This window comes from Burkholderia sp. WSM2230, from assembly GCF_000472445.1.
Taxonomy (GTDB): Bacteria; Pseudomonadota; Gammaproteobacteria; order Burkholderiales; family Burkholderiaceae; genus Paraburkholderia.
In genome coordinates this window covers 327,078-348,387 of sequence record NZ_AXAJ01000002.1, presented here as the reverse complement: position 1 = coordinate 348,387, position 21,310 = coordinate 327,078, and the positions used below count along the sequence as shown (strand labels likewise).

18 protein-coding genes and 1 tRNA gene are annotated in these 21,310 nt (G+C 62.1%); 11 read left to right on the top strand and 8 right to left on the bottom strand.

Annotated features, from left to right (window positions below):
- Positions 1-7 precede the first annotated feature (7 nt).
- The 7 genes from A3AC_RS31160 (at position 8) to A3AC_RS0107060 (ending at position 5,652) form a co-directional block, all read left to right on the top strand.
- The gene (locus A3AC_RS31160) at positions 8-136 is read left to right on the top strand and encodes a hypothetical protein (protein WP_269663535.1); all 129 of its coding nucleotides are present in this window, start codon (positions 8-10) and stop codon (positions 134-136) included.
- Between the two features lie 48 nt (positions 137-184).
- The gene (gene cadR / locus A3AC_RS0107085; RefSeq protein ID WP_025598081.1) at positions 185-616 is read left to right on the top strand and encodes a Cd(II)/Pb(II)-responsive transcriptional regulator; all 432 of its coding nucleotides are present in this window, start codon (positions 185-187) and stop codon (positions 614-616) included.
- A 44-nt stretch (positions 617-660) separates the two neighbouring features.
- Entirely contained in the window at positions 661-861 is a 201-nt protein-coding gene (locus A3AC_RS0107080; protein WP_025598080.1) for a hypothetical protein, read from the top strand.
- 89 nt (positions 862-950) lie between these two features.
- Complete coding sequence (gene dbpA / locus A3AC_RS0107075) at positions 951-2,354, top strand: ATP-dependent RNA helicase DbpA (RefSeq protein ID WP_025598079.1); 1,404 nt, start codon at positions 951-953, stop codon at positions 2,352-2,354.
- A gap of 214 nt (positions 2,355-2,568) precedes the next feature.
- Entirely contained in the window at positions 2,569-3,723 is a 1,155-nt protein-coding gene (locus A3AC_RS0107070; protein WP_025598078.1) for a pyridoxal phosphate-dependent aminotransferase, read from the top strand.
- Positions 3,724-3,843: 120 nt separating this feature from the next.
- Positions 3,844-4,638 (top strand): ABC transporter substrate-binding protein, encoded by a 795-nt coding sequence (locus A3AC_RS0107065; protein WP_025598077.1) that lies wholly within the window; start codon positions 3,844-3,846, stop codon positions 4,636-4,638.
- Between the two features lie 147 nt (positions 4,639-4,785).
- The gene (locus tag A3AC_RS0107060) at positions 4,786-5,652 is read left to right on the top strand and encodes an AraC family transcriptional regulator (protein ID WP_035474855.1); all 867 of its coding nucleotides are present in this window, start codon (positions 4,786-4,788) and stop codon (positions 5,650-5,652) included.
- Between the two features lie 126 nt (positions 5,653-5,778).
- On the opposite strand, the gene A3AC_RS0107055 is transcribed toward A3AC_RS0107060, so the two are convergent.
- The 6 genes from A3AC_RS0107055 to A3AC_RS0107030 all read right to left on the bottom strand — a co-directional run bounded on the left by A3AC_RS0107055 (position 5,779) and on the right by A3AC_RS0107030 (position 11,937).
- Positions 5,779-6,366 (bottom strand): LysE family translocator, encoded by a 588-nt coding sequence (locus A3AC_RS0107055; RefSeq protein ID WP_025598075.1) that lies wholly within the window; start codon positions 6,364-6,366, stop codon positions 5,779-5,781.
- A gap of 90 nt (positions 6,367-6,456) precedes the next feature.
- Entirely contained in the window at positions 6,457-7,527 is a 1,071-nt protein-coding gene (locus A3AC_RS0107050) for a rhodanese-like domain-containing protein (RefSeq protein WP_025598074.1), read from the bottom strand.
- 76 nt (positions 7,528-7,603) lie between these two features.
- Positions 7,604-8,257 (bottom strand): peroxiredoxin, encoded by a 654-nt coding sequence (locus A3AC_RS0107045; protein WP_025598073.1) that lies wholly within the window; start codon positions 8,255-8,257, stop codon positions 7,604-7,606.
- Between the two features lie 284 nt (positions 8,258-8,541).
- Positions 8,542-9,228: a Fe2+-dependent dioxygenase gene (locus A3AC_RS0107040; RefSeq protein WP_025598072.1), complete on the bottom strand. Its 687-nt coding sequence runs from the start codon at positions 9,226-9,228 to the stop codon at positions 8,542-8,544.
- A gap of 111 nt (positions 9,229-9,339) precedes the next feature.
- Positions 9,340-11,571: a TonB-dependent receptor gene (locus A3AC_RS0107035; RefSeq protein ID WP_025598071.1), complete on the bottom strand. Its 2,232-nt coding sequence runs from the start codon at positions 11,569-11,571 to the stop codon at positions 9,340-9,342.
- A gap of 290 nt (positions 11,572-11,861) precedes the next feature.
- Positions 11,862-11,937 (bottom strand) — tRNA-Lys (locus A3AC_RS0107030).
- 197 nt (positions 11,938-12,134) lie between these two features.
- On the opposite strand from A3AC_RS0107030, the gene A3AC_RS0107025 reads away from it, so the two are divergent.
- Together A3AC_RS0107025 and A3AC_RS0107020 are read left to right on the top strand one after the other, a co-directional pair.
- Positions 12,135-12,539: a PaaI family thioesterase gene (locus A3AC_RS0107025; RefSeq protein WP_025598070.1), complete on the top strand. Its 405-nt coding sequence runs from the start codon at positions 12,135-12,137 to the stop codon at positions 12,537-12,539.
- 45 nt (positions 12,540-12,584) lie between these two features.
- Positions 12,585-13,448 carry a patatin-like phospholipase family protein gene (locus A3AC_RS0107020; protein WP_025598069.1) on the top strand — a complete coding sequence of 288 codons (864 nt, stop codon included), beginning with the start codon at positions 12,585-12,587 and terminating at the stop codon, positions 13,446-13,448.
- Positions 13,449-13,465: 17 nt separating this feature from the next.
- Here the strand turns inward: A3AC_RS0107020 and A3AC_RS0107015 are convergent, their stop codons facing one another.
- Positions 13,466-14,479 carry a D-2-hydroxyacid dehydrogenase family protein gene (locus A3AC_RS0107015; protein WP_025598068.1) on the bottom strand — a complete coding sequence of 338 codons (1,014 nt, stop codon included), beginning with the start codon at positions 14,477-14,479 and terminating at the stop codon, positions 13,466-13,468.
- Between the two features lie 373 nt (positions 14,480-14,852).
- Between A3AC_RS0107015 and A3AC_RS0107010 the strand changes: the two genes are divergently transcribed.
- A complete protein-coding gene (locus A3AC_RS0107010) occupies positions 14,853-16,721 on the top strand; it encodes a phosphoenolpyruvate carboxykinase (GTP) (RefSeq protein ID WP_025598067.1) in 1,869 nt (622 codons plus the stop codon).
- 342 nt (positions 16,722-17,063) lie between these two features.
- The gene (locus A3AC_RS0107005) at positions 17,064-18,167 is read left to right on the top strand and encodes a LysR family transcriptional regulator (protein ID WP_025598066.1); all 1,104 of its coding nucleotides are present in this window, start codon (positions 17,064-17,066) and stop codon (positions 18,165-18,167) included.
- A 177-nt stretch (positions 18,168-18,344) separates the two neighbouring features.
- Here A3AC_RS0107005 and A3AC_RS0107000 read toward each other — a convergent pair whose 3' ends face one another.
- Positions 18,345-21,017: a DNA topoisomerase III gene (locus tag A3AC_RS0107000; protein WP_025598065.1), complete on the bottom strand. Its 2,673-nt coding sequence runs from the start codon at positions 21,015-21,017 to the stop codon at positions 18,345-18,347.
- Positions 21,018-21,310: the final 293 nt, after the last annotated feature.

The window sequence follows — 21,310 nt, the reverse complement described above, 5'->3', positions numbered from 1 at the left end:
CGTCTGCATGACCTTCATGCACATGCTCATGCCCGTGCTCATGCCTGTCAGCGTGGGTTTCCGGTTGTCCAGTGTGGTCGGCGTTCGCCTCGTGCGCATGCTGCATGGTGGCTTCCTCGTTCGATTTGTGGTCTAGTAAACACCTTGAAGCCACTACAAGGTCAAGGCCAGTATCGGAGGGCTTATGAAAATCGGCGAATTGGCGAAAATTGCCCATTGCACGACCGAAACCATCCGCTTCTACGAGAAGGAAGGGCTGCTGCCCGAAGCGGAGCGCACCGAGGCCAATTACCGCAGCTATACGGCGAGGCACGTGGAGCGGCTGCGCTTCATTCGCAATTGCCGCGCGCTTGACATGACGCACGACGAAATCCGCGCGCTGCTGCGTCTGACCGACGCGCCGGCCAACGGCTGCGGCGGCATCAATGACCTGATCGACGAGCACATCGCGCACGTCGATACGCGCATCGACGAACTGCAACAGCTCAAGGCGCAATTGCATGCGCTGCGCGAGCAATGCCACGGCGAACAGGCAGTAGAAGACTGCGGCATCGTGCAGGGTCTCAGCGACATGGACGTGAGCGCGCCGCGTGCGCGGCACACGCATCTCGGTTGATGCAGCCAGTCGAATCAACCATCGAATCCAGTTGGAGAAACAACGTGTTTACATGTAGAAACCAGTCCTGCGGCGCGCAGTGGGAGCAGTCGGACGTCGTCATCAAGAACGAGGGGCAGGGGCTCCTGTTCCGTTGCCCGCTGTGCGGCGCGCGCAATTACGTCGAGCGTTTCGAAAGCGACGACGGCGCGGTGCTGTACGAGCAGATGGAAGGCCGCCCGTCGCCTGGGCCGATGGCCGAATAGTGTCTGGTCGTCGCCGGTAGTCGCCAGCAGTCGCCAGTAGTTGCAGTCTTCAGTCTTCCAGCCTTGAGCCGATCACGAGTCATCATCTTATGAACAGTCCCATCACGGCCGGCGCGCCGTTCAGCCAACTGCCGCTGCCGCCCGCCGCGCTCGCGAATCTCACGCAGCTCGGCTATGTCGAGATGACGCCGATCCAGGCCGCGAGTCTGCCTGTTGCGCTCGCCGGCCACGACCTCATCGCGCAGGCGAAAACGGGCAGCGGCAAGACCGCGGCATTTTCGTTGGCGCTGCTCGCGCGTCTGGATGCGCGCAATTTCGCCGTGCAGGCCATGGTGCTCTGCCCGACGCGCGAACTCGCCGATCAGGTCACGCAGGAAATCCGGCGTCTTGCGCGCGCGGAAGAAAACATCAAGGTACTGACCTTGTGCGGCGGCACGCCGATGCGTCCGCAAACCGCGAGCCTCGAACATGGCGCGCATATCGTGGTCGGCACGCCGGGCCGCATCATGGATCACCTCGAGCGCGGCAGCCTGTCGCTGCAATCGCTCAATACGCTGGTGCTCGACGAAGCCGACCGCATGCTCGATATGGGCTTCTTCGACGACATCGCAACGGTCGTCGGGCAATGTCCGAAGGAGCGGCAAACGCTGCTTTTCTCGGCCACTTACCCGGAAGGCATCGTCAAGCTCAGTCAGAAATTCCTCCGGAATCCGAAGGAAGTGAAGCTCGCCGAGCGGCACGACAATACCAAGATCCGCCAACGCTTCTATGAAGTGGCCGAAGATGAGCGTCTGCATGCCGTTGGACTGTTGCTCAATCACTATCGTCCGGTGAGCACGCTCGCGTTCTGCAACACGAAGCAGCAATGCCGCGATCTGCTCGACGTGCTGCGTGCGCAGGGTTTTCATGCGCTCGCGCTGCATGGCGAACTCGATCAGCGTGAACGCGACCAGGTGCTGATCCAGTTTGCAAATCGCAGCTGTTCGGTGCTGGTCGCCACCGACGTCGCCGCGCGCGGCCTCGACATCGCGCAACTGGAGGCGGTAATCAACGTGGACGTGACGCCCGATCCCGAAGTGCATGTGCACCGCATCGGCCGCACGGGCCGCGCCGATCAGGAAGGCTGGGCGTTGAGCCTCGCCAGCATGGACGAAATGGGGCGCGTGGGCGGCATCGAACAGGCGCAAAAGCGCGAGGTCGAATGGCACAAGCTCTCCGAACTCACCGCCACGAGCAATGAGCCGCTTTTGCCGCCCATGGAAACGCTGCAGATTCTCGGCGGCCGCAAGGAGAAGATCCGTCCCGGCGACGTGCTGGGCGCGCTCACGGGCGAGGCAGGTTTCGCCGGTTCGCAGATCGGCAAGATCAATGTGACCGAGATGTCGACCTATGTGGCGGTCGAGCGCAGTATTGCGCGCGAAGCAGTGCGCAAGCTGAGCGCGGGCAAGGTGAAGGGCAAGAAGGTCAAAGTGCGGTTGATGGACGACGCGTGATGTCGGGGCACGCGCTGCGCGTGCGGTCCGCCTCGCACGCAACACCGCGCCAGCGCTACAGCCATGACATAAACGCATGCGCCGCATGACAAAGTTTCGATTGTGATGCTTCTTTGGCTGATGCCTAATCACTCAACCGGCACATAAGCACACTGGACGGCCGCGTGGTTCGCCGCCGCCAGTGCGCCGCCGGATGAGGATAGGGAGAAGCCATATGCAGAGCGCCATGCAAGCCCGCTCGAAATTGCCTGACGTCGGCACGACGATTTTTACCGTGATCGGCCAACTGGCCGCGCAACACGATGCGCTGAATCTGTCGCAAGGCGCGCCGAATTTCGCGCCGGATGCGAAACTGATCGACGGCGTGGCGCACGCAATGCGCGCTGGCCACAACCAGTACGCGCCCATGTCGGGCATCGCGGCGCTGCGCGAAGCGCTCGCCGACAAGGTGCAAACGCTCTACGGCGTGCGCTATGACGCGGCAAGCGAAGTGACCGTGATCGCGAGCGCGAGCGAAGGTCTTTATTCGACGATCAGCGCATTGGTTCATCCGGGCGACGAAGTCATCTACTTCGAGCCTTCGTTCGACAGCTATGGACCCATCGTCCGGCTGCAAGGCGCAAAGCCGGTGCCGATCAAACTGTCGCTGAGCGATTTCCGTGTGGACTGGGACGAGGTCGCCGCCGCGATCACGCCGAAGACGCGCATGCTCATCACCAACACGCCGCACAATCCGACTGCCACCGTGTTCAGCGAGGCCGACATCGAACGCCTCAAGGCGCTCACGCGCAACACGGACATCGTGATTCTTGCCGACGAAGTCTACGAGCACGTGGTGTTCGACGGCGCGAAACACCAGAGCATGGCGTGCCACAGCGAGCTTGCCGAGCGCAGCGTGATTGTGTCGTCGTTCGGCAAGTCATATCACGTTACCGGTTGGCGCGTCGGCTATTGCCTGGCACCCGCCGAGCTGATGAACGAGATTCGCAAGGTACATCAGTTCATGGTGTTTTCCGCCGACACGCCCATGCAGTACGCGTTCGTCGATGCATTGGCGAATCGCGAAAGCTATCTCGGCTTGTCAGCGTTCTATCAGCAAAAGCGCGATCTGCTCGCGCACGGTCTTCGCGAGTCGCGCTTCGAGCTGTTGCCAAGTGAGGGCAGCTTCTTCATGCTCGCGCGTTTTCGCGGTTTCTCCGACGAAAAAGACAGCGACTTCGTGTTGCGCCTGATTCGCGATGCGCGCGTCGCGACCATTCCGCTGTCCGCGTTTTACAGCGACGGCACGGATTCGGGCCTGATTCGCCTGAGTTTCTCGAAGGACGACGCGACGTTGATTGAAGGTGCGCGCCGTTTGTGCGAGATCTGAAACTGCTTGCATATCCGCGCGACAGCGGTATTTTTGAAGGCAGTAAGATCGTCGCGCCATTTCACATTCACACGCTGCGTGTTCGCATTACAACGAAACCGAAGGGAAAAGGGACCTGCTATGAAACTGCTCAAGCCTTTGTTGGCGCTGGCCTGCGCTTTCGCATCGGTGGCGGCATCGTCCGCCGCAATTGCCGCCGATACATCGACGCTGCGTTTCGGGCTCGAAGCGCAGTACCCGCCGTTCGAATCCAAAGGTCCTAACGGCGAGCTGCAAGGACTCGACATCGACGTCGGCAATGCGGTGTGCGCCGCCGCGCATATGACGTGCAAGTGGGTGGAGACGTCGTTCGACGGTCTGATCCCCGCATTGCAGGGCCGCAAATTCGACGCGATCAATTCGGCAATGAATGCGACCGAGCAGCGTCGCCAGACAATCGACTTCACGACGGTCGTCTACCGTGTGCCGACGCAACTCATTGCAAAGCGCGACAGCGGTCTCCTGCCGAGCGCCGAGGCGCTGAAGGGCAAACGCGTAGGCGTGTTGCAGGCGTCGATTCAGGAGACGTTTGCGAAGACGCATTGGGAGCCGGCGGGCGTGACCGTCGTAGCGTATCAGGACCAGAATCAGGTCTATACGGACCTCGTCGCGGGGCGTCTCGACGCAACGCTCGTGCTCGCGCCCGCGGGACAAACCGGCTTTCTGTCGAAGCCGAACGGCAAAGACTACGCGTTCGTCGGACAGCCGGTGCGCGACGACAGGATTCTCGGCAGCGGTATCGCATATGGCATTCGCAAAGGCGATACGGCGTTGCGCGAGCGCCTGAATGCGGCGATCGCAAAGGTGCAGGCTGACGGCACCGTGAAGACACTCGCGACGAAATACCTCGGCAATATCGACGTTTCCGCGAAGTAGGCGTTTGAGACTGGCGGTGTGCGGACTGAGCAGCGCATGAGTCCAGCTTGTTGGTTGCGCGTTTGACGGCTACGATAAGTGGCCTCGCGAGGTTGCGGCTCTGGGCTGCGTCCTTCTGCGAGGTTTACGCACACCGGAGGCGCGCAAATGAGCACGACGACAGCGGCGATAACTCACGTGAACCGCGCAAGCGCTCAGGCAAAGCGCGCAAGCGAGCCGCGTTTCTGGCGCAGCGAGGCGTTGCCATACATCGAGGCGCGCTCCATCGAAGACGGTCGCGACGTCTGCTACGCGAAGCATTCTCACGAGAGCTTTTCCATCGGCGCCGTCACCGGCGGGCGCAGCGTGTACGTGAATCGCCACGCGCGCGAGTGGATCGGCGCGGGCGCGGTGGTTCTGATGAATCCCGACGACGTGCATGCATGCAATCCAGTCGCCGACGAGCGCTGGTCGTATCGCATGCTTCACGTCGACGTGGCGTGGCTCACGGGTCTGCAACACGAGCTTGGCTTCAGCGCGAACCGCGCGTTTCGCGCGTTCTCGCAGACCATGACCACAGACGCCGCACTGTTCGACGGCCTCAACTGGCTGCACGGCATTCTCGTCGACAGCGATACCGATGTGCTGCACAAGCAAAGCGCAGCGGTGACGTTCTTCACGGAAGTACAGCAGCGCCTGAACCGTGCTCCTCTTTGCGACGACGACGCGAGCCGTCAGCTCGCGCGTGCGGCCGAATTCATCGCCGACAATTGCACGCTGGCGCTCAGGCTCGAGGACATATGCGAGGCGGCGGGCCTGTCGGCGTCACATCTGATTCGCGCATTTAAAGAGCGCTATGGCATGACGCCGCACGCATATCTGATCAATCGCCGGATTCAATACAGCCGCGCTCAACTCCGGCGCGGCCGCCTGATTGCCGAGGTCGCGCTCGACGCGGGCTTTGCCGATCAGGCGCATTTGCAGCGCACCTTCAAGCGGTTGGTCGCAGCGACACCCGGGCAGTATCGTAGTTGAGCGCGGCCGCGTTCAGGCCCGCGTCCGCGTTCGCGCTGGAACGTGCGTCCGCGTTCGCGCCAGCGTCTGCTTTTCGCGCCTACGCGAGCCCGCACCGTGCCCACCACACCGCAGCGTCGCGACGCATCAAAACGCAACCAGGTACAACGCGCTGGCACCAAGCAACGCAGCCATGACCCTGTTGAACAGCCTCACACGCCGCGGCGCATGTAGATACTTGCGCAGGAACGTGCCGGCATACGCCCAGCTCGCAATCGACACATAGCAGATCACGAAGTAAATCACCGCAAATTGCCAGACGAGCTTGCCGTCGCCGTCGGCTGCATAGGCGCCCATGCCGGCCAGCGACGCGAGCCATGCCTTCGGATTCAACCATTGCATCGCCGCGCCGTACGCGAACGATGGGCCGCGCGACGGCGTGTCGGCGCCGAGCCGGCCGTCGTCGACGGCGAGTTTGTAGGCCATGTACAGCAGAAAAGCCACGCCAGCCCATTTGACGAGGTCAACGAGAGCGGGCACATGCGTGAGCAGTTCATGCAGCCCGAGGCCAACAAGCAGAAGCAGCAACGTAAAGCCGACGGTCGCGCCGCTGACGTGACGCAGGCTGGCGGCGAAGCCGTGCTGCGCGCCGGCGCTCAACGCGACGACGTTAACGGGGCCTGGCGAAATTGACGAAGCCAGCGCGAACGCGGCCATGGAAAGCAAAGCGGACATCAGTGCCTCGATACGTGAATGCGCAGGATTGACGCGCTTGAACGGTATCGGCGGCGGAGCAGGGTGTATTGAAGGAAATTGCTATGTGAGCTACATGCTGCCGTTTTCCACGACGCGGCTCTCCGCACGCCAGCGCAGCATGCCGCCCGCGAGGTTCGCGACTTCGTTGAATCCGGCCTGGCGCAGGATCACCGTGGCTTGCGCCGAACGGCCGCCCGCGCGGCACACGGTTACGATGGGGCGCTCTTTGTCCAGCTCGGCGGCGCGTGCGGCCAGATTGCCGAGCGAAATGAGCTGTGCGCGAGGAATGCGGCCAAGCGGCCCGTTGAACTCGTCGGGCTCGCGCACGTCGACGATCTGCACTGAACGCAGATTGTCCTCTAGCCATTGCGGGCCGATTTCCCAGATTCCCGCGAATGTGTAGACGAGCGGTGCCCAATCCGGCTCGACGGCCTGCGTCGGGTCGCTCGCCGCCTCGCCGCATTTCAGGTTCGCCGGCACCGCAATGTCAATCTGCTTTGGATGCGGCAGCCGAAGGTTCGTCACGTAGCCGACGAAATCGTCTTCGCACAGCTCGCCGCCAAGCCGCGGATTGAAGCGCCGCTCTTCGCCGACGCTTGTGACCGTCAAGCCGCGATAGTCGTGAGCCGGATACAGCAGGCATGTGTCCGGCTGACTGAAAATCCGCCCGTGGATTGCGCGGAACATCGCGCGGGCATCGCCGTGCTGGAAATCGGTGCGCCCTGTGCCGCGAATCAGCAGACAGTCGCCGGTGAACATCATCGTGCCGTCGTCGAGTGCGAGGCTGATGCAGCCGTTCGTATGCCCCGGCGTCGCGCGCACTTCGAGGTAACGCGTACCGAACTCGCATCGGTCGCCGTGATTCAGGTAGCGGTCGGCGCCTTGCGCGCCGCTTGCTGACGATATCGCGATCTCGCTACCTGTACGGCGTTTCATCATCCATGCGCCCGTCACGTGATCGGCATGCACATGGGTGTCGATCGTATAACGGAGGCGCAGCCCCAGTTCCTGGATGAGCGCGCTGTCGCGGCGCACCTGCTCGAATACGGGGTCGATAAGGACCGCTTCCCGCGTCGCGCTGTCGGCAAGAAGATAGGTGTAGGTGGACGATTGCGGGTCGATCAGTTGGCGGAAGATCAGCAAGGTTTGTCTCCGTGGCGCGCACCGTCGCGAGAACCGGGCGCGCGGGGGCGCCCGGCTTCACTGCGCCGCGATCTCACCGTGGCTGCGCAACGTACCGCAAATACGGCTTCAGGGTTTTGAAGCCTTCGGGGTATTTCTTCGCCGCATCATCGTTCGAGACGGATGTCGGAATGATGACATCGTCCCCCGGTTTCCAGTTCACGGGCGTGGCGACCGCATGTTTCGCGTTCAGTTGCAGCGAATCAAGCAGACGCAGCACTTCGTCGAAATTGCGCCCGGAACTCATCGGATACACGAGCATCGCCTTGACCTTCTTGTCCGGCCCGATGATGAACACCGAGCGAACCGTAGCGTTGTCCGCCGCGGTGCGCGTGCCGCCGCTGGCATTCGGGTGAATCATGTCGTAGAGCTTTGCGACATTCAGATCGGCGTCGCCGATCAGCGGGTAATTGACTGCGTGGCCCTGCGTTTCTTCAATATCCTTCACCCACTTCTGATGATCGCTGACGGGGTCGACACTCAGGCCGATGATTTTCGTATTGCGCTTTTCGAATTCCGGCTTGAGGCCGGCCATGTATCCAAGCTCAGTGGTGCAGACGGGCGTGAAGTCCTTAGGATGCGAAAACAGAACCGCCCACTGGTCGCCGATCCATTCGTGAAAACGGATGGTGCCTTCGGTGGTTTCCGCGGTGAAATCCGGAGCTTCCTCTCCAAGTCGAATCGACATCGTCATCCTCCGTGAGAACGCGCCGGGGAGGTGCGCCGACTCGCTGAGCCGCGATCCCCCGGGCTGCCTGAACGTTTGATCAGGCGATTGCTTGCCTCTCGATCAGCCTCCAGCCGCCTTTACGGTCTTGGTGCGGGAGGACCTTGCGCGCGTGAAGGCGGGCGTCTTCGCAGATTGCTGTGCTGCGCAAACACCCGGATGCGCCACGCGTCGCGCTTAAAGCGTAGGACAAAAACGCGCGCCGCTCTAGCCAGCATGCAGGGCGAATCCGCCGCGTCTGCGAATCAGGTTTCGCTCCACATGCGCAGCAGGTTGTGATAGCAGCCGACGAGCGTGCGCCGGGCGGCGTCGTCCGCGTTCGACGCGTTAAGGCGCTGGATCGCGCCGTCCAGATCGAACAGCATCGCGCGCTGCGTGTCGTCGCGTACGAGGCTTTGCACCCAGAAGAAGCTCGACACGCGTGCGCCGCGCGTCACCGGCCGCACCTGATGCAGGCTCGTGCCCGGGTAAACGATGGCATGCCCGGCCGGCAATTTGACTTCCTGCATGCCGAACGTGTCTTCGATCAGCAGTTCGCCGCCGTCGTATTCGTCGGGCGGCGTGAGGAAGAGCGTGACGGACAGATCGGTACGCACGCGCGCGCCGCTGCCGGGCACGAGGCGAATGGCGCCGTCGACATGGCTGCCGAAATGCATGCCGCCTTCATAGCGGTTAAAGAGCGGCGGATAAACCTTGTTCGGCAGCGCGGCGCTGATGAAAAGCGGATGCCGCTCGAGCGCCGCGAGGATTCTGTCGCCCATTTCCAGCGCGATCGGCGAGCCTTCCGCGATCTGCTGGTTGCGCTTGACGGGCGCGCCCTGATAGCCGGCCGTCGCCCGACCGTCCACCCACGAGCCGGTGGCCGCCTCGAGTTGGGCGCGCATTGCGGCGGCGTCGGCCGGACTGAAAACGTCGGGGATCGAGACAATCATGGTTGGAGTTTCCTGCTGCAAAACCGCGCGCCTGTTCGCAGGCCTGACAGAGCGGGCAGCGAAAAGGCGCGTGGCGTGCGTGGCGTACGTATTTTGCTCGCCGCCCGGCGGTCAGAAGAACCGATAGTTTAGCGTCGCGAGGAACGTACGGCCGTTGCCGGGCACCGCGCGTCCGCCGTCCGACGGAATCAGCGCGTCGTAGTAGTTCTTGTCCGTGATATTCAGCACGTTGAACTGGACGTCGTACTTTTTCGCGTGATACGCGGCCATCGCGTCCCAGCGCGTATAGCCGCCGACCTGCACGAAGTTGTTGTTCGCCGCGTAGCGCGACGACGTGTAGATCGGCCCGCCGCCAATTTCCCAATGCGGCGTGAATGCGTAGGTGGTCCACAGCGTCAGCATGTTGCGCGGCGTGTTCGCGGGCGTTTTGCCGGCGGTGCCGTCCAGTGCCTTCAGGATCGTTGCGTCCATGTACGTGTAGCCGCCGAACACTTGCCACTTGTTTGTGATGTGGCCCGCGACGCCGAGCTGGTAGCCGCGCACGCGGACGTCGCCGTCGAGCGTGTAGCTGCCGTCCGCATTCAGCGTGCGCGCGTTCGTCTTCTCAATGTTGAAGAGCGATTGCGTCACGGACAGCCCGCCGCCCAGCAGATCCCACTTCGCGCCGACTTCGTACGACTTGTTGTGCTCCGGCGGCAGATTCTGCTGCCTGTTCGTGAGCGTGAGCGCTTCGAGCGACGGATTGAACGACGTGCCGTACGACACGTAATAGGACTGCCAGTCGGTCGGCTGCCAGATCACGCCGCCGCGCACGCTCGTAAAGTAGTTCGTCTGCGTCGCGTAGGAAGGCGCATTGATCGAGTTGTGAATCGACGCCTCATAGCGGTCCCAGCGCAGGCCGCCCACAACCTTCCAGTGTTCGCCGATGGAAACGGTGTCGTTCGCATAGACGCCGAGGCCGTTCGCGCTCGATTCCGCGAGATTCGTCGCAACCGTTTTTGCATTCGACGGACGCGTCGTGTAGGTGGGATCGACCAGCGGCACGATCGCAATCGTGTTCGACGGCAAGCCCGGCGTCGTGGTCGCGAAGCTCTGGTTGCTGTACGTCTCGTGGCTCAGATCCACGCCCGCGACGACTTCATGCTTGATGAAACCGGTGTTGAACTTCGCTTCGATGTCGGTCGAGTTGTAGACCGAATGATCGTTGATGTTGCGGTCCTTGCCTTGCAGCTTCACGAACAGCTTCGACGGATCGATGGCCGTGTAGTTGCCGTTGGCGAGAGCAGTCGACGTCGGCAGCGGACCGGTCAACACCGAGGCCGCATTGGTCGCGCGCGCTTCCGTGCTGTAGTGGCTGAACTGCGTCTGATTGCGCAGTTTCAGGTTGTCGTTGAAGCGGTGTTCGATGCGGGCGTTGAGCGTTTGCACGTCCTGGATCGTGCGGTCGTCAGTGAAGCCGTAGAACGTGCCGCGATTCACCGGCGCCGGGTGGCCGTTGAGCGCGGGAATGCCGTAGTCCGGCTGATCGCGGTTGTGCTGAATCAGCGCGGAGAGGGTGATTTCCGTCGGCGTGCCAATGCCGAATTTGACCTCGGGCGCGACGCCGTAGTCCTTGCTCTTCATCACGTCGCGCGAGGAACCGAGGTCCTGACCGAACGCGTTGATCCGGAATGCGGACGTCGACGTGATCGGCGTGTTCAGGTCGACGGTGGTGCGGTAGCGGTCGTGCGTGCCCGCTTGCACGGACACGTCCGCGCGCGGCTTGAGCGTGGGCTGCTTGCTGACCTGGTTGATCACGCCGCCCGTCGAACCGCGCCCGAAGTAGAGCGACGACGGGCCGTACAGCACGTCGATCGATTCGAGGTTGAATGTGTCGCGGTAGTACTGGCCGCGGTCGCGGAAACCGTCGAGGTAGATGTCGGTGCGCGCTGAGAAGCCGCGCAGGTTGATGTTGTTGCCGATCTGCCCGCCTTCCGCGGCGCCGATGGTGATGCCTGGCACGTTGCGCAGCGCGTCGGTGAACGAACTCGCGGCCTGCGATTGCAGCACCGACTTCGGCACCACGACGGCGGCTTGCGGAATGTCGCGCAGCGCGGTCGGCACTTTTGCGCCGACGCTCGAGACGTCAGCGGCGAATTCCGCCGGCGCGCCGTTCTGACCCGTCACCTTGACGGCGGGCAGTGTGGCGCTGTCTGCGTTCTGGCTGGCGGTCGGAGTGGAACTCGGAGTCGAAGTGGATGACGCGGGCGGTGCGCCGGTCGCGGGCGTTGCTGTCGTTTGAGCGTAAAGCGGCGTCGCGAACGCGACCAGAACGGCCGCCGCGAGAGGCGTGTTTCGGAACATCTCGATACCCTGTCGTTGTCGCTATTGTTCTGACTCGACGGACGCCAACGTCCGTGCAGCACCGGCAGGTGGACTGCCGGCGGCAAGGGCGATGGACCCATCGTCTTATTCTCATGTTCTCAAATGAGAATCAGTATCATTACACGGATGATAATAGTTCGCAATAATTCGTTACGCATCGGTAACCTTGGGCGCGGGGAAATGTGCGGGGGAGGAATGCGATGAGGGGTGGCGCGTGGGCCAAAAGCAAAAAGGCCGGTCAGCTTTCGCTAACCGGCCTTTGAATTCTTTGGTGGGGCGTGAGTGACTCGAACACTCGACCTACGGATTAAGAGTCCGCTGCTCTACCAACTGAGCTAACGCCCCAACAGAAGCGAAATTATGCAGCATGTTTTCCGGCTTGCCAAGCCCCTTTCCCAGATTTCTTAAAAAAACCGCCGCCCCCGCTCGAGCCATTCCTCAACGAAAGCCGTGCCTTCAAAAAGGCGTTGCGTCGGGCGTCCCGGTATCATGTCGCGGACACTTGCCGCTTATATCCCACGCGGCTTTCGACGGAAATCGCCATGGACGACAAAGAGACTACCGAACTGCTCGACCGCATCCTCGCGCCATGGGTCCGCGAACTTGCGCTGACTCCCGTCAAAGCCGATGCAGAAAGCGCGACGCTGCGCCTGCCGTTTGCCGGCGCGCTGCGTCACTCCGGCGGCGTGATCTGCGGTCAGGTGTTCATGGCCGCCGCAGACACCGCGATGATCGTCGCCATTACGGCCGCGCTCGGCGGCTTCAAGCCGATGACCACCGTATCGCTGAACATCAGTTTCATGCGCGCGGTGCGCAAGGGCGATGTGCTGGTCACCGCGCGCGTGCTTCGCTTGGGCCGCAATCTGGTATTTGGTGAAGTGGAACTGTTCGACGAGACCGGCAATATGGCGGTCCACGCAACCACGACTTACGCGTTGCTCGAATAAGCCGCCGCCTCGCGACACAAGACAAGCCACCAAGGACAAAACAGGATGTTCGATCAGGTCGTATTCGCCGGCGGCGGCAATCGCTGCTGGTGGCAGGCGGGTTTCTGGGACGTCGTGCAGCCGGAGTTGCACATTCGTCCACGTGTGATCGCCGGCATATCCGCGGGCGCGGCCACCGCGTGCATGCTCTACACGCGCGATTCCGAATGGGTCATGCGCTATTACGAAGACGCGCTGCGTCACAACTCGCGCAACGCCTACTGGGGCAATCTGCTGCGCGGTCAGTCGGTGTTTCCGCATTACCGCATCTATCGGCAGGCGCTGCTCGACATCTACGGCGAGAAGTTTTCCTCGCTTGCCGAGGCGCCTGAGATCCGCATCGGCGTTTCGCATCTGCCGCGTTGGCTCGGCGCGCGCAGCGCGGTGGCCGCGGGCCTCATCGCGTACAACATCGAAAAATATGTGCGCAAGACGCTGCACCCCACGCTCGGCCAGACGCTCGGTTTCCATCCGGAATTCGTGCGCGCTCAGGATTGTGCGACTGTCGAAGATCTCGCCGATCTGATCCTGCAATCGTCGAGCACGCCGCCTTTCACGCCGGTCTTGCGGCGCAACGGGCGGCCGGTGCTCGACGGCGGCATGGTCGACAACGTGCCCGTCGGCGCGCTCGACGCCGACGCGCCCGGCAACGTGCTCGTCATGGTCACGCGTCTTTATCCGCGGCCGCAGATGTTCGTCGTGCCGCATGGCGTGCAGCAACGGCTCTATGTACAGCCGTCGCGCAAAGTGCCGATCTCGAGCTGGGACTATACGAGCCCCTCGCAGATGGTGCATGCATACAACCTCGGCCGCGCGGACGGCGAGACCTTCCTCGAACGCATGCCCGATCTGCTGGAATTCGCCGCTTGAGGCTCGAGGCCTGACGCCTAGCGCCGGCGTCCGCCCTGCAACGCTTCCGGATTCGCGACGCTGGCCGTGTCGCCGGCATCAAAAGCCAGAATGTTCTTGAAGGCCGCGCTGAAGTACAGCTCATAGCTCTCGCGCTCCACATAGCCAATGTGCGGCGTGCAGATCACGTTCTCCATGCGCAGCAGGCTATAGCCTTGCAGGATGGGCTCGCTTTCATACACGTCGACCGCGACCATGCCCGGGCGATTGTGTGATAGCGCATTGACGAGCGCGTTTTCGTCGAGCAACTCGGCGCGGCTCGTGTTGACGAGCAACGCGGTCGGCTTCATGCGCATCAGATCTTCCTGCTTGACGATGCCGCGCGTGTCGTCGTGCAGACGAAGATGCAGCGACAGCACGTCGCTCTGCTCGAACAACGCTTCGCGGCTTTCCGCGACGCCGTAGCCGTCTTCGCGAGCGGCTTCGCGCGAATGCTCGCGGCCCCAGATCAGCACGTTCATGCCGAAGGCCTTGCCGTAGCCGGCCACGAGCCGCCCTATCTTCCCATAGCCCCAGATGCCCAATGTCTGACCGCGTAACACCTGGCCTAGGCCGAAGTTAGGCGGCAACGCGGACGTCTTAAGACCCGACTGCTGCCAGGCTCCCTGCTTAAGGTTCGCTACGTATTGCGGAATGCGTCGCTGCGCCGCCATGATGAGAGCCCACGTGAGCTCGGCCGGCGCGATGGGCGAACCGCTGCCTTCAAGCACGGCGATGCCGCGCTCGGTACAGGCGGCCAGATCGATATGGCTGGAGACTTTGCCTGTCTGGCTGATCATGCGCAAACGAGGCAGTTTATCGAGCAATTGCGAGCTGATGCGAGTGCGTTCCCGAATCAGAACGAGCGCGTCGACTTCGGAAAGACGGCTTGCGAGCTGACCAAGTCCCCGGACGGTGTTGTTGAAAACTTTGACTTCGTGATCGGCGAGCAGTTGAAAGCAGTCGAGCTTGCGTACGGCGTCCTGATAGTCGTCGAGGATGGCAATCTTCATGGTATGTATCTTGCGCCGCACCATGGCGGTGCGGAACGGAGTGTTATGCTGACTGTCCCATCATGTGACCCAGGTCACATGCCGGTCTGGCTGAATGCCTTACCGTAGAAACTGCCGCGTAGAACGACAGCGTTACGGCAAGGCCGATTGACATCGTTTTTAACAGTTTGTTGCGTGTTGAGGCAAGCCGCTTTACAGACGGTTGCAGACGCCCGTCCCATGCGCCTTGGCCGGACAAGCTGCGTTGAAGCCCGTGATGACCTGCGCAATTGCGCGTCGGTTTGTAGAAACCGGCGCAATCAATTGAACGTCTCTCGCATGCAGCATCGCCGGGCTTGTACCGTTTTCCAATCCCACAAACGGAGACAAGTCGATGAATCTTCCATCATTCGAGGCACATCCCACAGCCAAAGCGTCGGTAGAAGCGCCAGCGTGGGTCAAACATCGAAAACTGATCGACTGGGTCCAGCGCGTTGCCGCTATGACCAGACCGGACAAGATCGTCTGGTGCGACGGCTCGCAGGAAGAGTACGACCGCCTGTGCGCGCAGATGGTCGAAGCCGGCACGCTCAAGAAGCTCAATCCCGCGAAACGTCCGAACTCCTATCTTGCCTGGTCCGATCCTTCCGACGTCGCGCGCGTCGAGGATCGCACGTTCATTTGCGCAAAGCGTCGCGAGGACGCCGGGCCGACCAACAACTGGATCGCACCAGACGAAATGCGCGCGACGCTCGACGGTCTGTTCGACGGCGCAATGCGCGGCCGCACCATGTACGTGGTGCCGTTTTCGATGGGCCCGCTCGGCTCGCCCATCGCGCATATCGGCGTGGAACTGAGCGACAGCCCGTACGTGGTCACGAACATGCGAATCATGACCCGCATGGGTCGCAAGGTGTACGACGTGCTCGGCGAAGACGGCGAGTTCGTGCCGTGCGTGCACTCGGTCGGCGCGCCGCTCGAAGCGGGCGCGAAAGACGTGCCCTGGCCATGCAATCCGACCAAGTACATCGTCCATTTTCCCGAAACGCGCGAAATCTGGAGCTATGGCTCGGGCTACGGCGGCAACGCGTTGCTCGGCAAGAAGTGCTTTGCGCTGCGCATTGCATCGACGATGGGCCGCGACGAAGGCTGGCTTGCCGAGCACATGCTGATTCTTGGCGTGACCTCGCCCGAGGGACGCAAGCACCATGTGGCGGCGGCTTTCCCGTCGGCGTGCGGCAAAACCAACTTTGCGATGCTGATTCCGCCCGAAGGCCTGAACGGCTGGAAAATCTCGACCATCGGCGACGATATCGCGTGGATCAAACCCGGCAAGGACGGCCGGCTTTACGCGATCAATCCGGAAGCTGGCTACTTCGGCGTCGCGCCCGGCACGAGTGAAAAGACCAACTTCAACGCCATGGCCACGTTGAAGGAAAACGTGATCTTCACGAACGTAGCACTGACCGACGACGGCGACGTGTGGTGGGAAGGCATGACCGACGAACCGCCCGCGCATCTGATCGATTGGCAAGGCAAGGACTGGACGCCGGCGAGCGCGAAGGAGAGCGGCCGCAAGGCGGCGCATCCGAATGCGCGCTTTACGGCGCCGGCCTCGCAATGCCCGTCCATCGACGCCGACTGGGAAAACCCGGCGGGCGTGCCGATCGACGCGTTCATTTTCGGCGGACGCCGTTCCACCACGGTGCCGCTCGTCACGGAGGCGCGCAACTGGGTCGAGGGCGTCTACATGGCGGCGACCATGGGCTCGGAGACGACCGCAGCCGCCGCCGGCCAGCAAGGCGTGGTGCGGCGCGACCCGTTCGCGATGCTGCCGTTCTGCGGCTACAACATGAGCGACTATTTCGGCCATTGGCTGAAAACCGGTGAGCGCCTGCAGCAACTGAACGCGAAGCTGCCGAAAATCTTCTGCGTCAACTGGTTCCGCAAGGGCGCCGACGGCAAATTCGTGTGGCCGGGCTTCGGCGAGAACATGCGCGTGCTTGGCTGGATGGTCGGGCGCATCGAGGGCACGGCGCAGGGCGAGGAGCATGCGTTCGGCGTGTCGCCGCACTACGAGGACATCGACTGGAGCGGTCTGAACTTCAGCCGCGAGCAGTTCGAGCAGGTCATTTCCGTGGACGACGCGGCTTGGCGCGCCGAACTCGCGCTGCACTCGGAACTCTTTGACACGTTGCAGCAAGGGCTACCGCCCGCGTTGACCCAAGCGAAAAGCCAGTTGGAAAGCAAACTGGCAGCTTGACATGTGAGTGTTCACTACGCTTCGCAGAAGCCGCCCTAGGGCGGCTTTTCTTTTTCGCCCGGTCGCGATTGGCTTGAGGCCGTCTCTGGCGCTCAGGCGAGCCCTGTTCCATCTGTTCGAGCAAGCACGCGTTGCAAGCTGCGCCGCAGCATATTGTCTCGTTTGACGGAACAATCAGCGGTCATGCCCTACATTTGGGCGCACAGTCGCACAAAAATTGACGAGATTTCCGCTTTTGCGGGCAACTTCTGCACGATTGCGCGAGTCGTAGGAGAATCCTTAGTTCGCTTCCACTGGTTATCACCAATTGTCAGGAAGCCGTAACACGGCAGGAGTTGTCATATGGATCATTTGCAGTCGATGCGAGTTTTCGTCAAAGTGGCGGATCTCGGCAGTTTTGCCCGCGCTGCGAGCGCGCTGGATATCTCCAACGCAGTTGCCACCCGTCACGTTGCCGACCTCGAAGGGCGTCTTGGTACGCGGCTGCTCAACCGTACAACTCGCAGTTTGTCCCTGACCGAATCCGGCCAGGTTTATCTCGAACGCGCGCGCCAGATTCTCGACGAGCTCGAGGACGTCGAGCAGATGGTGGTCGCGCGAAATCACGAACCCGTTGGCACCTTGCGGATCGTCGCGCCGGTCGTATTCGGTTTGCACAACCTGGCGCCGGTGCTGCAAACCTACGCTGAGCGTTATCCCAAAGTCATTCCGGACGTCACGCTGGTGGACCGCCAGGTCGATCTGGTCGAAGAAGGTTTCGACGTCGGCGTGGTGATCGCACGGCAGATGCGCAGCGCGAGCATCGTCACGCGGCGTCTGACCACGGGCTGCATGACTGTGTGCGCCACCCCGGCTTATCTCGAGAAGCATGGCACACCCACGCGTCCCGAGCATCTGCTGGAACATCCGTGTCTGAGTCTGCCCTCCGAATATTGGGGCGACGAGCGCGTGTTTACCGGTCCCGAAGGCGAAGTACGCGTGCGGCCGTCGAACGTGATCGTCGCGAACAACACGGAGATGCTGCGTCAGTTCGCGCTGCTCGGTATGGGCATTGCGATTCTGCCGAGCTATCTGATCGGGCGCGACATGACGCGCGGCCGGCTGGTGCGCCTGCTTGGCGATTACCGTTTGCCGCAGGTCGAGATCAACATTGCGTATCCGAGCCGTCGCCATTTGCCGGCCAAGGTGCGCACGTTCATCGACCATCTTGTCGAGCATTTCAGCCAGACACCGAACAGCCTGCTCGGCGAACAGTGGATCAAGGACGGCGTTGGGCGTCCTGCGTCGCCGGCGTCGTTGGAGTCGGCGGATGCTGCGATGCCGCCCGAAGCGTTCGACGGCGCTGAGCCGCTATCCCGTCTGCTGGACAGCGAGCTGGCGCCGGTGCCAAAGACGTTGGGTAAGCCGGCGAACCGCTCGCGCCCCACGGTGTTGACGCCGCTGTAAAGCGACTTGGGTGGCGAGCAGTGCGCGCATCACATGGCGCGTTGCCGAAAGCATCAAAAAGCCAATGAAAAAGCGCGGTCACCTTATCGGTGATCGCGCTTTTTTGTCATGAGCGTCGTTGGCTAACGCAGGCGGGCATTCAGCGCGCAGCACGGCGCGCCGCGCTGCGCCCGCTGATCACGAGCCCGTTTTGCGGGCCGCCGTCTTTTTGGCCGGCGCTTTTTTTGCCGCTGCGGTTTTCGTCGCGGGTGCTTTTTTCGCTGCAGCCTTTTTGGCAGCCGGCGCTGCCTTCACCGCGACCGACGCTTCGTCCTCGTCGGATTCGAACTCCGGACCACCGGCCTTTGCTGCCGACTTCGCCGCGGCCGTCCTGGCGGCGGTCTTGGCCGACGGCTCCTTCTTCTCGAATTCGAAGCCGATCTTGCCGTCGTTCTGCTTGACGAGGAACGCCTTGAAGTTACGGCCTGTGCGCGACGACTTGAAGTTCGTCAGCAGGTCGGTGCGTCCTTCTTCGAGCAGCTTGGCCATCTGCTCGCGCGCGATTTCCTGCTGCAGAATCACCTTGCCCGAGCGGAAGTCGCAAGTCTTTGGATTGGCGACCGAGTTCTCGCAGACGTAGCTCATGCCATGCTCGAACACGCGGCCCTTGCACTTCGGACACGCGCCCACCGGCTCCTGATCGGAAAAGTCGGGCGGTTCGCCGTCTTCACCGCCAGCATCCTGACCGAAGTCGAACTCGAGCTTGTAGTTCTTGATTTCGTCGTCGAGCGAAAGCTTGAGGATCGCCGAGAAAGGACGGCCCATCTTGCTGCGGAAACCCGAGAGCGGACCGATCGTCTTGTTCTTCAGCAGTTCCTCGACTTCCTCGATCTCGAACTGTCGGCCGCCCGGAATCTTGGAGATGGAGAACTCGCACTTCGAGCACGCGAAGCGGCGATAATTCTCCTTCACCTGACCGCCGCAATTCGGGCATGGCGTCTGCAACGTCGCGTAATCGCCCGGGATCGTGTCCGAATCGTATTCCTTCGCACGCTTCACGATGGTTTGCGTCATGCGCGCGATTTCCTGCATGAACGCGTCGCGCGGCAGGTTGCCACGCTCCATCTGGGAGAGCTTGTATTCCCACTCGCCGGTCAATTCGGGCGCGGTCAATTCCTTCACGCCGAGACCGCGCAGCAGCGTCATCAACTGGAATGCCTTGGCGGTCGGAATCAGATCGCGGCCTTCGCGGATCAGATACTTCTCGCCGAGCAGACCTTCGATAATCGCTGCGCGCGTAGCCGGCGTGCCGAGACCCTTGGCCGCCATCGCTTCGCGCAATTCGTCGTCTTCGACGAGCTTGCCCGCGCCTTCCATGGCCGACAGCAGCGTGGCTTCGTTGTAGCGTGCCGGCGGTTTCGTTACCAGTTGCTGGGCGGCGATCTTGTCGGTCTTGACCTTTTCGTCCTTCTGCACGGGCACGAGGTTCGCGTCTTCACCGCTGATTTCGCGGCCGTAGACCTGCAGCCAGCCAGGCTCGACCAGCACCTTGCCTTCAGTCTTGAAGTGATGGCCGACCACCTCGGTAATACGCGTGGTCACGCGGTACTCGGCCGCCGGGAAGAACACCGAAAGGAAGCGCTTCACGACGAGGTCGTAAAGCTTCTGCTCGGGCTCGGACAGATTCTTCGGCGCTTGCAGCGTCGGGATGATGGCGAAGTGGTCGCTGATCTTCGAATTATCGAAGATGCGCTTGTTCGGCTTGACCCAGCCCTTGTCCAACACCTGCTTCGCGAACGGCAGATAGTTGTTGCTCTCCTTGAGCATGCCGAGCGTCTGCTTGACCGTATCCATATAGTCTTCGGGCAACGCGCGTGCGTCAGTCCGCGGATAGGTCAGCACCTTGTGCTTTTCGTACAGCGCCTGAGCGAGGCCTAGCGTGTTCTTGGCCGAGAAACCGAAGCGGCCGTTCGCCTCGCGCTGCAGGCTCGTCAGGTCGAAGAGCGCCGGCGACAGTTGCGTGGACGGCTTCGACTCTTCAGTGACCGTGCCGAGCTGGCCGCGGCACGCGGCGACGATTGTCTCCGCCGCGGGCAGCGACCACAGACGCGAGTCGCGCTTTTCAGGATCGAACTCGTCGCGCTTGAATTTCGGATCGAACCAGCGGCCCTCGTAAAAACCGGCCGCGCAGACGAACTCCGCCTTCACTTCCCAGTAGTCGCGCGGCACGAAGCGGCGAATCTTCTCCTCGCGCTCAACGACGATTGACAGCGTGGGCGTCTGCACCCGGCCGACGGTGGTCAGGAAAAAGCCACCGCCCTTGCTGTTGAACGCTGTCATCGCGCGCGTGCCGTTGATGCCGACGAGCCAGTCCGCTTCCGAGCGGCAACGCGCGGCGTCGGCGAGCGGCTGCATTTCCTCGTCGCTGCGCAAACGCGCGAAGCCGTCGCGGATCGCGGCCGGCGTCATCGATTGCAGCCACAGGCGCTGCACCGGCTGCTTCGCTTTCGCGTGTTGCGCGATCAGGCGGAAAATCAGCTCGCCCTCGCGCCCCGCGTCGCATGCGTTGATGAGGCGGTCAATATCCTTGCGCTTGAGGAGCTTCGTCAGCACCTTCAGGCGCGACTCGCTCTTCGCGATCGGATTCAGGTCGAAATGCGGCGGAATGACGGGCAGATTGGCGAAACTCCACTTGCCGCGTTTCACTTCGTATTCTTCGGGCGCGGCGATTTCCAGCAGATGGCCCACTGCAGAAGAGAGGACGTACTCGTCGCTCTCGTAGTATTCGTCATGCTTGGTAAAACCGCCCAAAGCGCGCGCGATGTCGTTCGCGACGGAAGGCTTTTCGGCGATGATCAGTGCTTTGGACATGACTCGATGTGAGGTTGGTATATCCGGGTTGGTGGCCTTGAGCGCGCCCAGTCGGCGCGACCCTCGTTTGCGACCTTGCTACCCATTAACGACCGCTTTATAGCACACGGCGGGAAAGCGGCGTGTCAACTGACATAAAAGCGCGCCATCATAATTGCGCGCTCAGCAATTGGGCAAGCTGCGGCAAACGCGCGCTGCGCCGGTCGCAACCGTCGTGCTGCCGAGGCTCCGGCGCGCTGCTCCGGATTGTCGGACGAGCCGCGCGGCTCGCGTTCGGATTGCCCTCAGATTGC

Coding starts and splice junctions, on each gene's coding strand:
- A3AC_RS31160 (WP_269663535.1), top strand. CDS start 8: ATGACCTTCATGCACATGCTCATGCCCGTGCTCATGCCTGTCAGCGTG.
- cadR (WP_025598081.1), top strand. CDS start 185: ATGAAAATCGGCGAATTGGCGAAAATTGCCCATTGCACGACCGAAACC.
- dbpA (WP_025598079.1), top strand. CDS start 951: ATGAACAGTCCCATCACGGCCGGCGCGCCGTTCAGCCAACTGCCGCTG.
- A3AC_RS0107070 (WP_025598078.1), top strand. CDS start 2,569: ATGCAGAGCGCCATGCAAGCCCGCTCGAAATTGCCTGACGTCGGCACG.
- A3AC_RS0107065 (WP_025598077.1), top strand. CDS start 3,844: ATGAAACTGCTCAAGCCTTTGTTGGCGCTGGCCTGCGCTTTCGCATCG.
- A3AC_RS0107060 (WP_035474855.1), top strand. CDS start 4,786: ATGAGCACGACGACAGCGGCGATAACTCACGTGAACCGCGCAAGCGCT.
- A3AC_RS0107055 (WP_025598075.1), bottom strand. CDS start 6,366: ATGTCCGCTTTGCTTTCCATGGCCGCGTTCGCGCTGGCTTCGTCAATT.
- A3AC_RS0107045 (WP_025598073.1), bottom strand. CDS start 8,257: ATGTCGATTCGACTTGGAGAGGAAGCTCCGGATTTCACCGCGGAAACC.
- A3AC_RS0107040 (WP_025598072.1), bottom strand. CDS start 9,228: ATGATTGTCTCGATCCCCGACGTTTTCAGTCCGGCCGACGCCGCCGCA.
- A3AC_RS0107035 (WP_025598071.1), bottom strand. CDS start 11,571: ATGTTCCGAAACACGCCTCTCGCGGCGGCCGTTCTGGTCGCGTTCGCG.
- A3AC_RS0107025 (WP_025598070.1), top strand. CDS start 12,135: ATGGACGACAAAGAGACTACCGAACTGCTCGACCGCATCCTCGCGCCA.
- A3AC_RS0107020 (WP_025598069.1), top strand. CDS start 12,585: ATGTTCGATCAGGTCGTATTCGCCGGCGGCGGCAATCGCTGCTGGTGG.
- A3AC_RS0107015 (WP_025598068.1), bottom strand. CDS start 14,479: ATGAAGATTGCCATCCTCGACGACTATCAGGACGCCGTACGCAAGCTC.
- A3AC_RS0107010 (WP_025598067.1), top strand. CDS start 14,853: ATGAATCTTCCATCATTCGAGGCACATCCCACAGCCAAAGCGTCGGTA.
- A3AC_RS0107005 (WP_025598066.1), top strand. CDS start 17,064: ATGGATCATTTGCAGTCGATGCGAGTTTTCGTCAAAGTGGCGGATCTC.
- A3AC_RS0107000 (WP_025598065.1), bottom strand. CDS start 21,017: ATGTCCAAAGCACTGATCATCGCCGAAAAGCCTTCCGTCGCGAACGAC.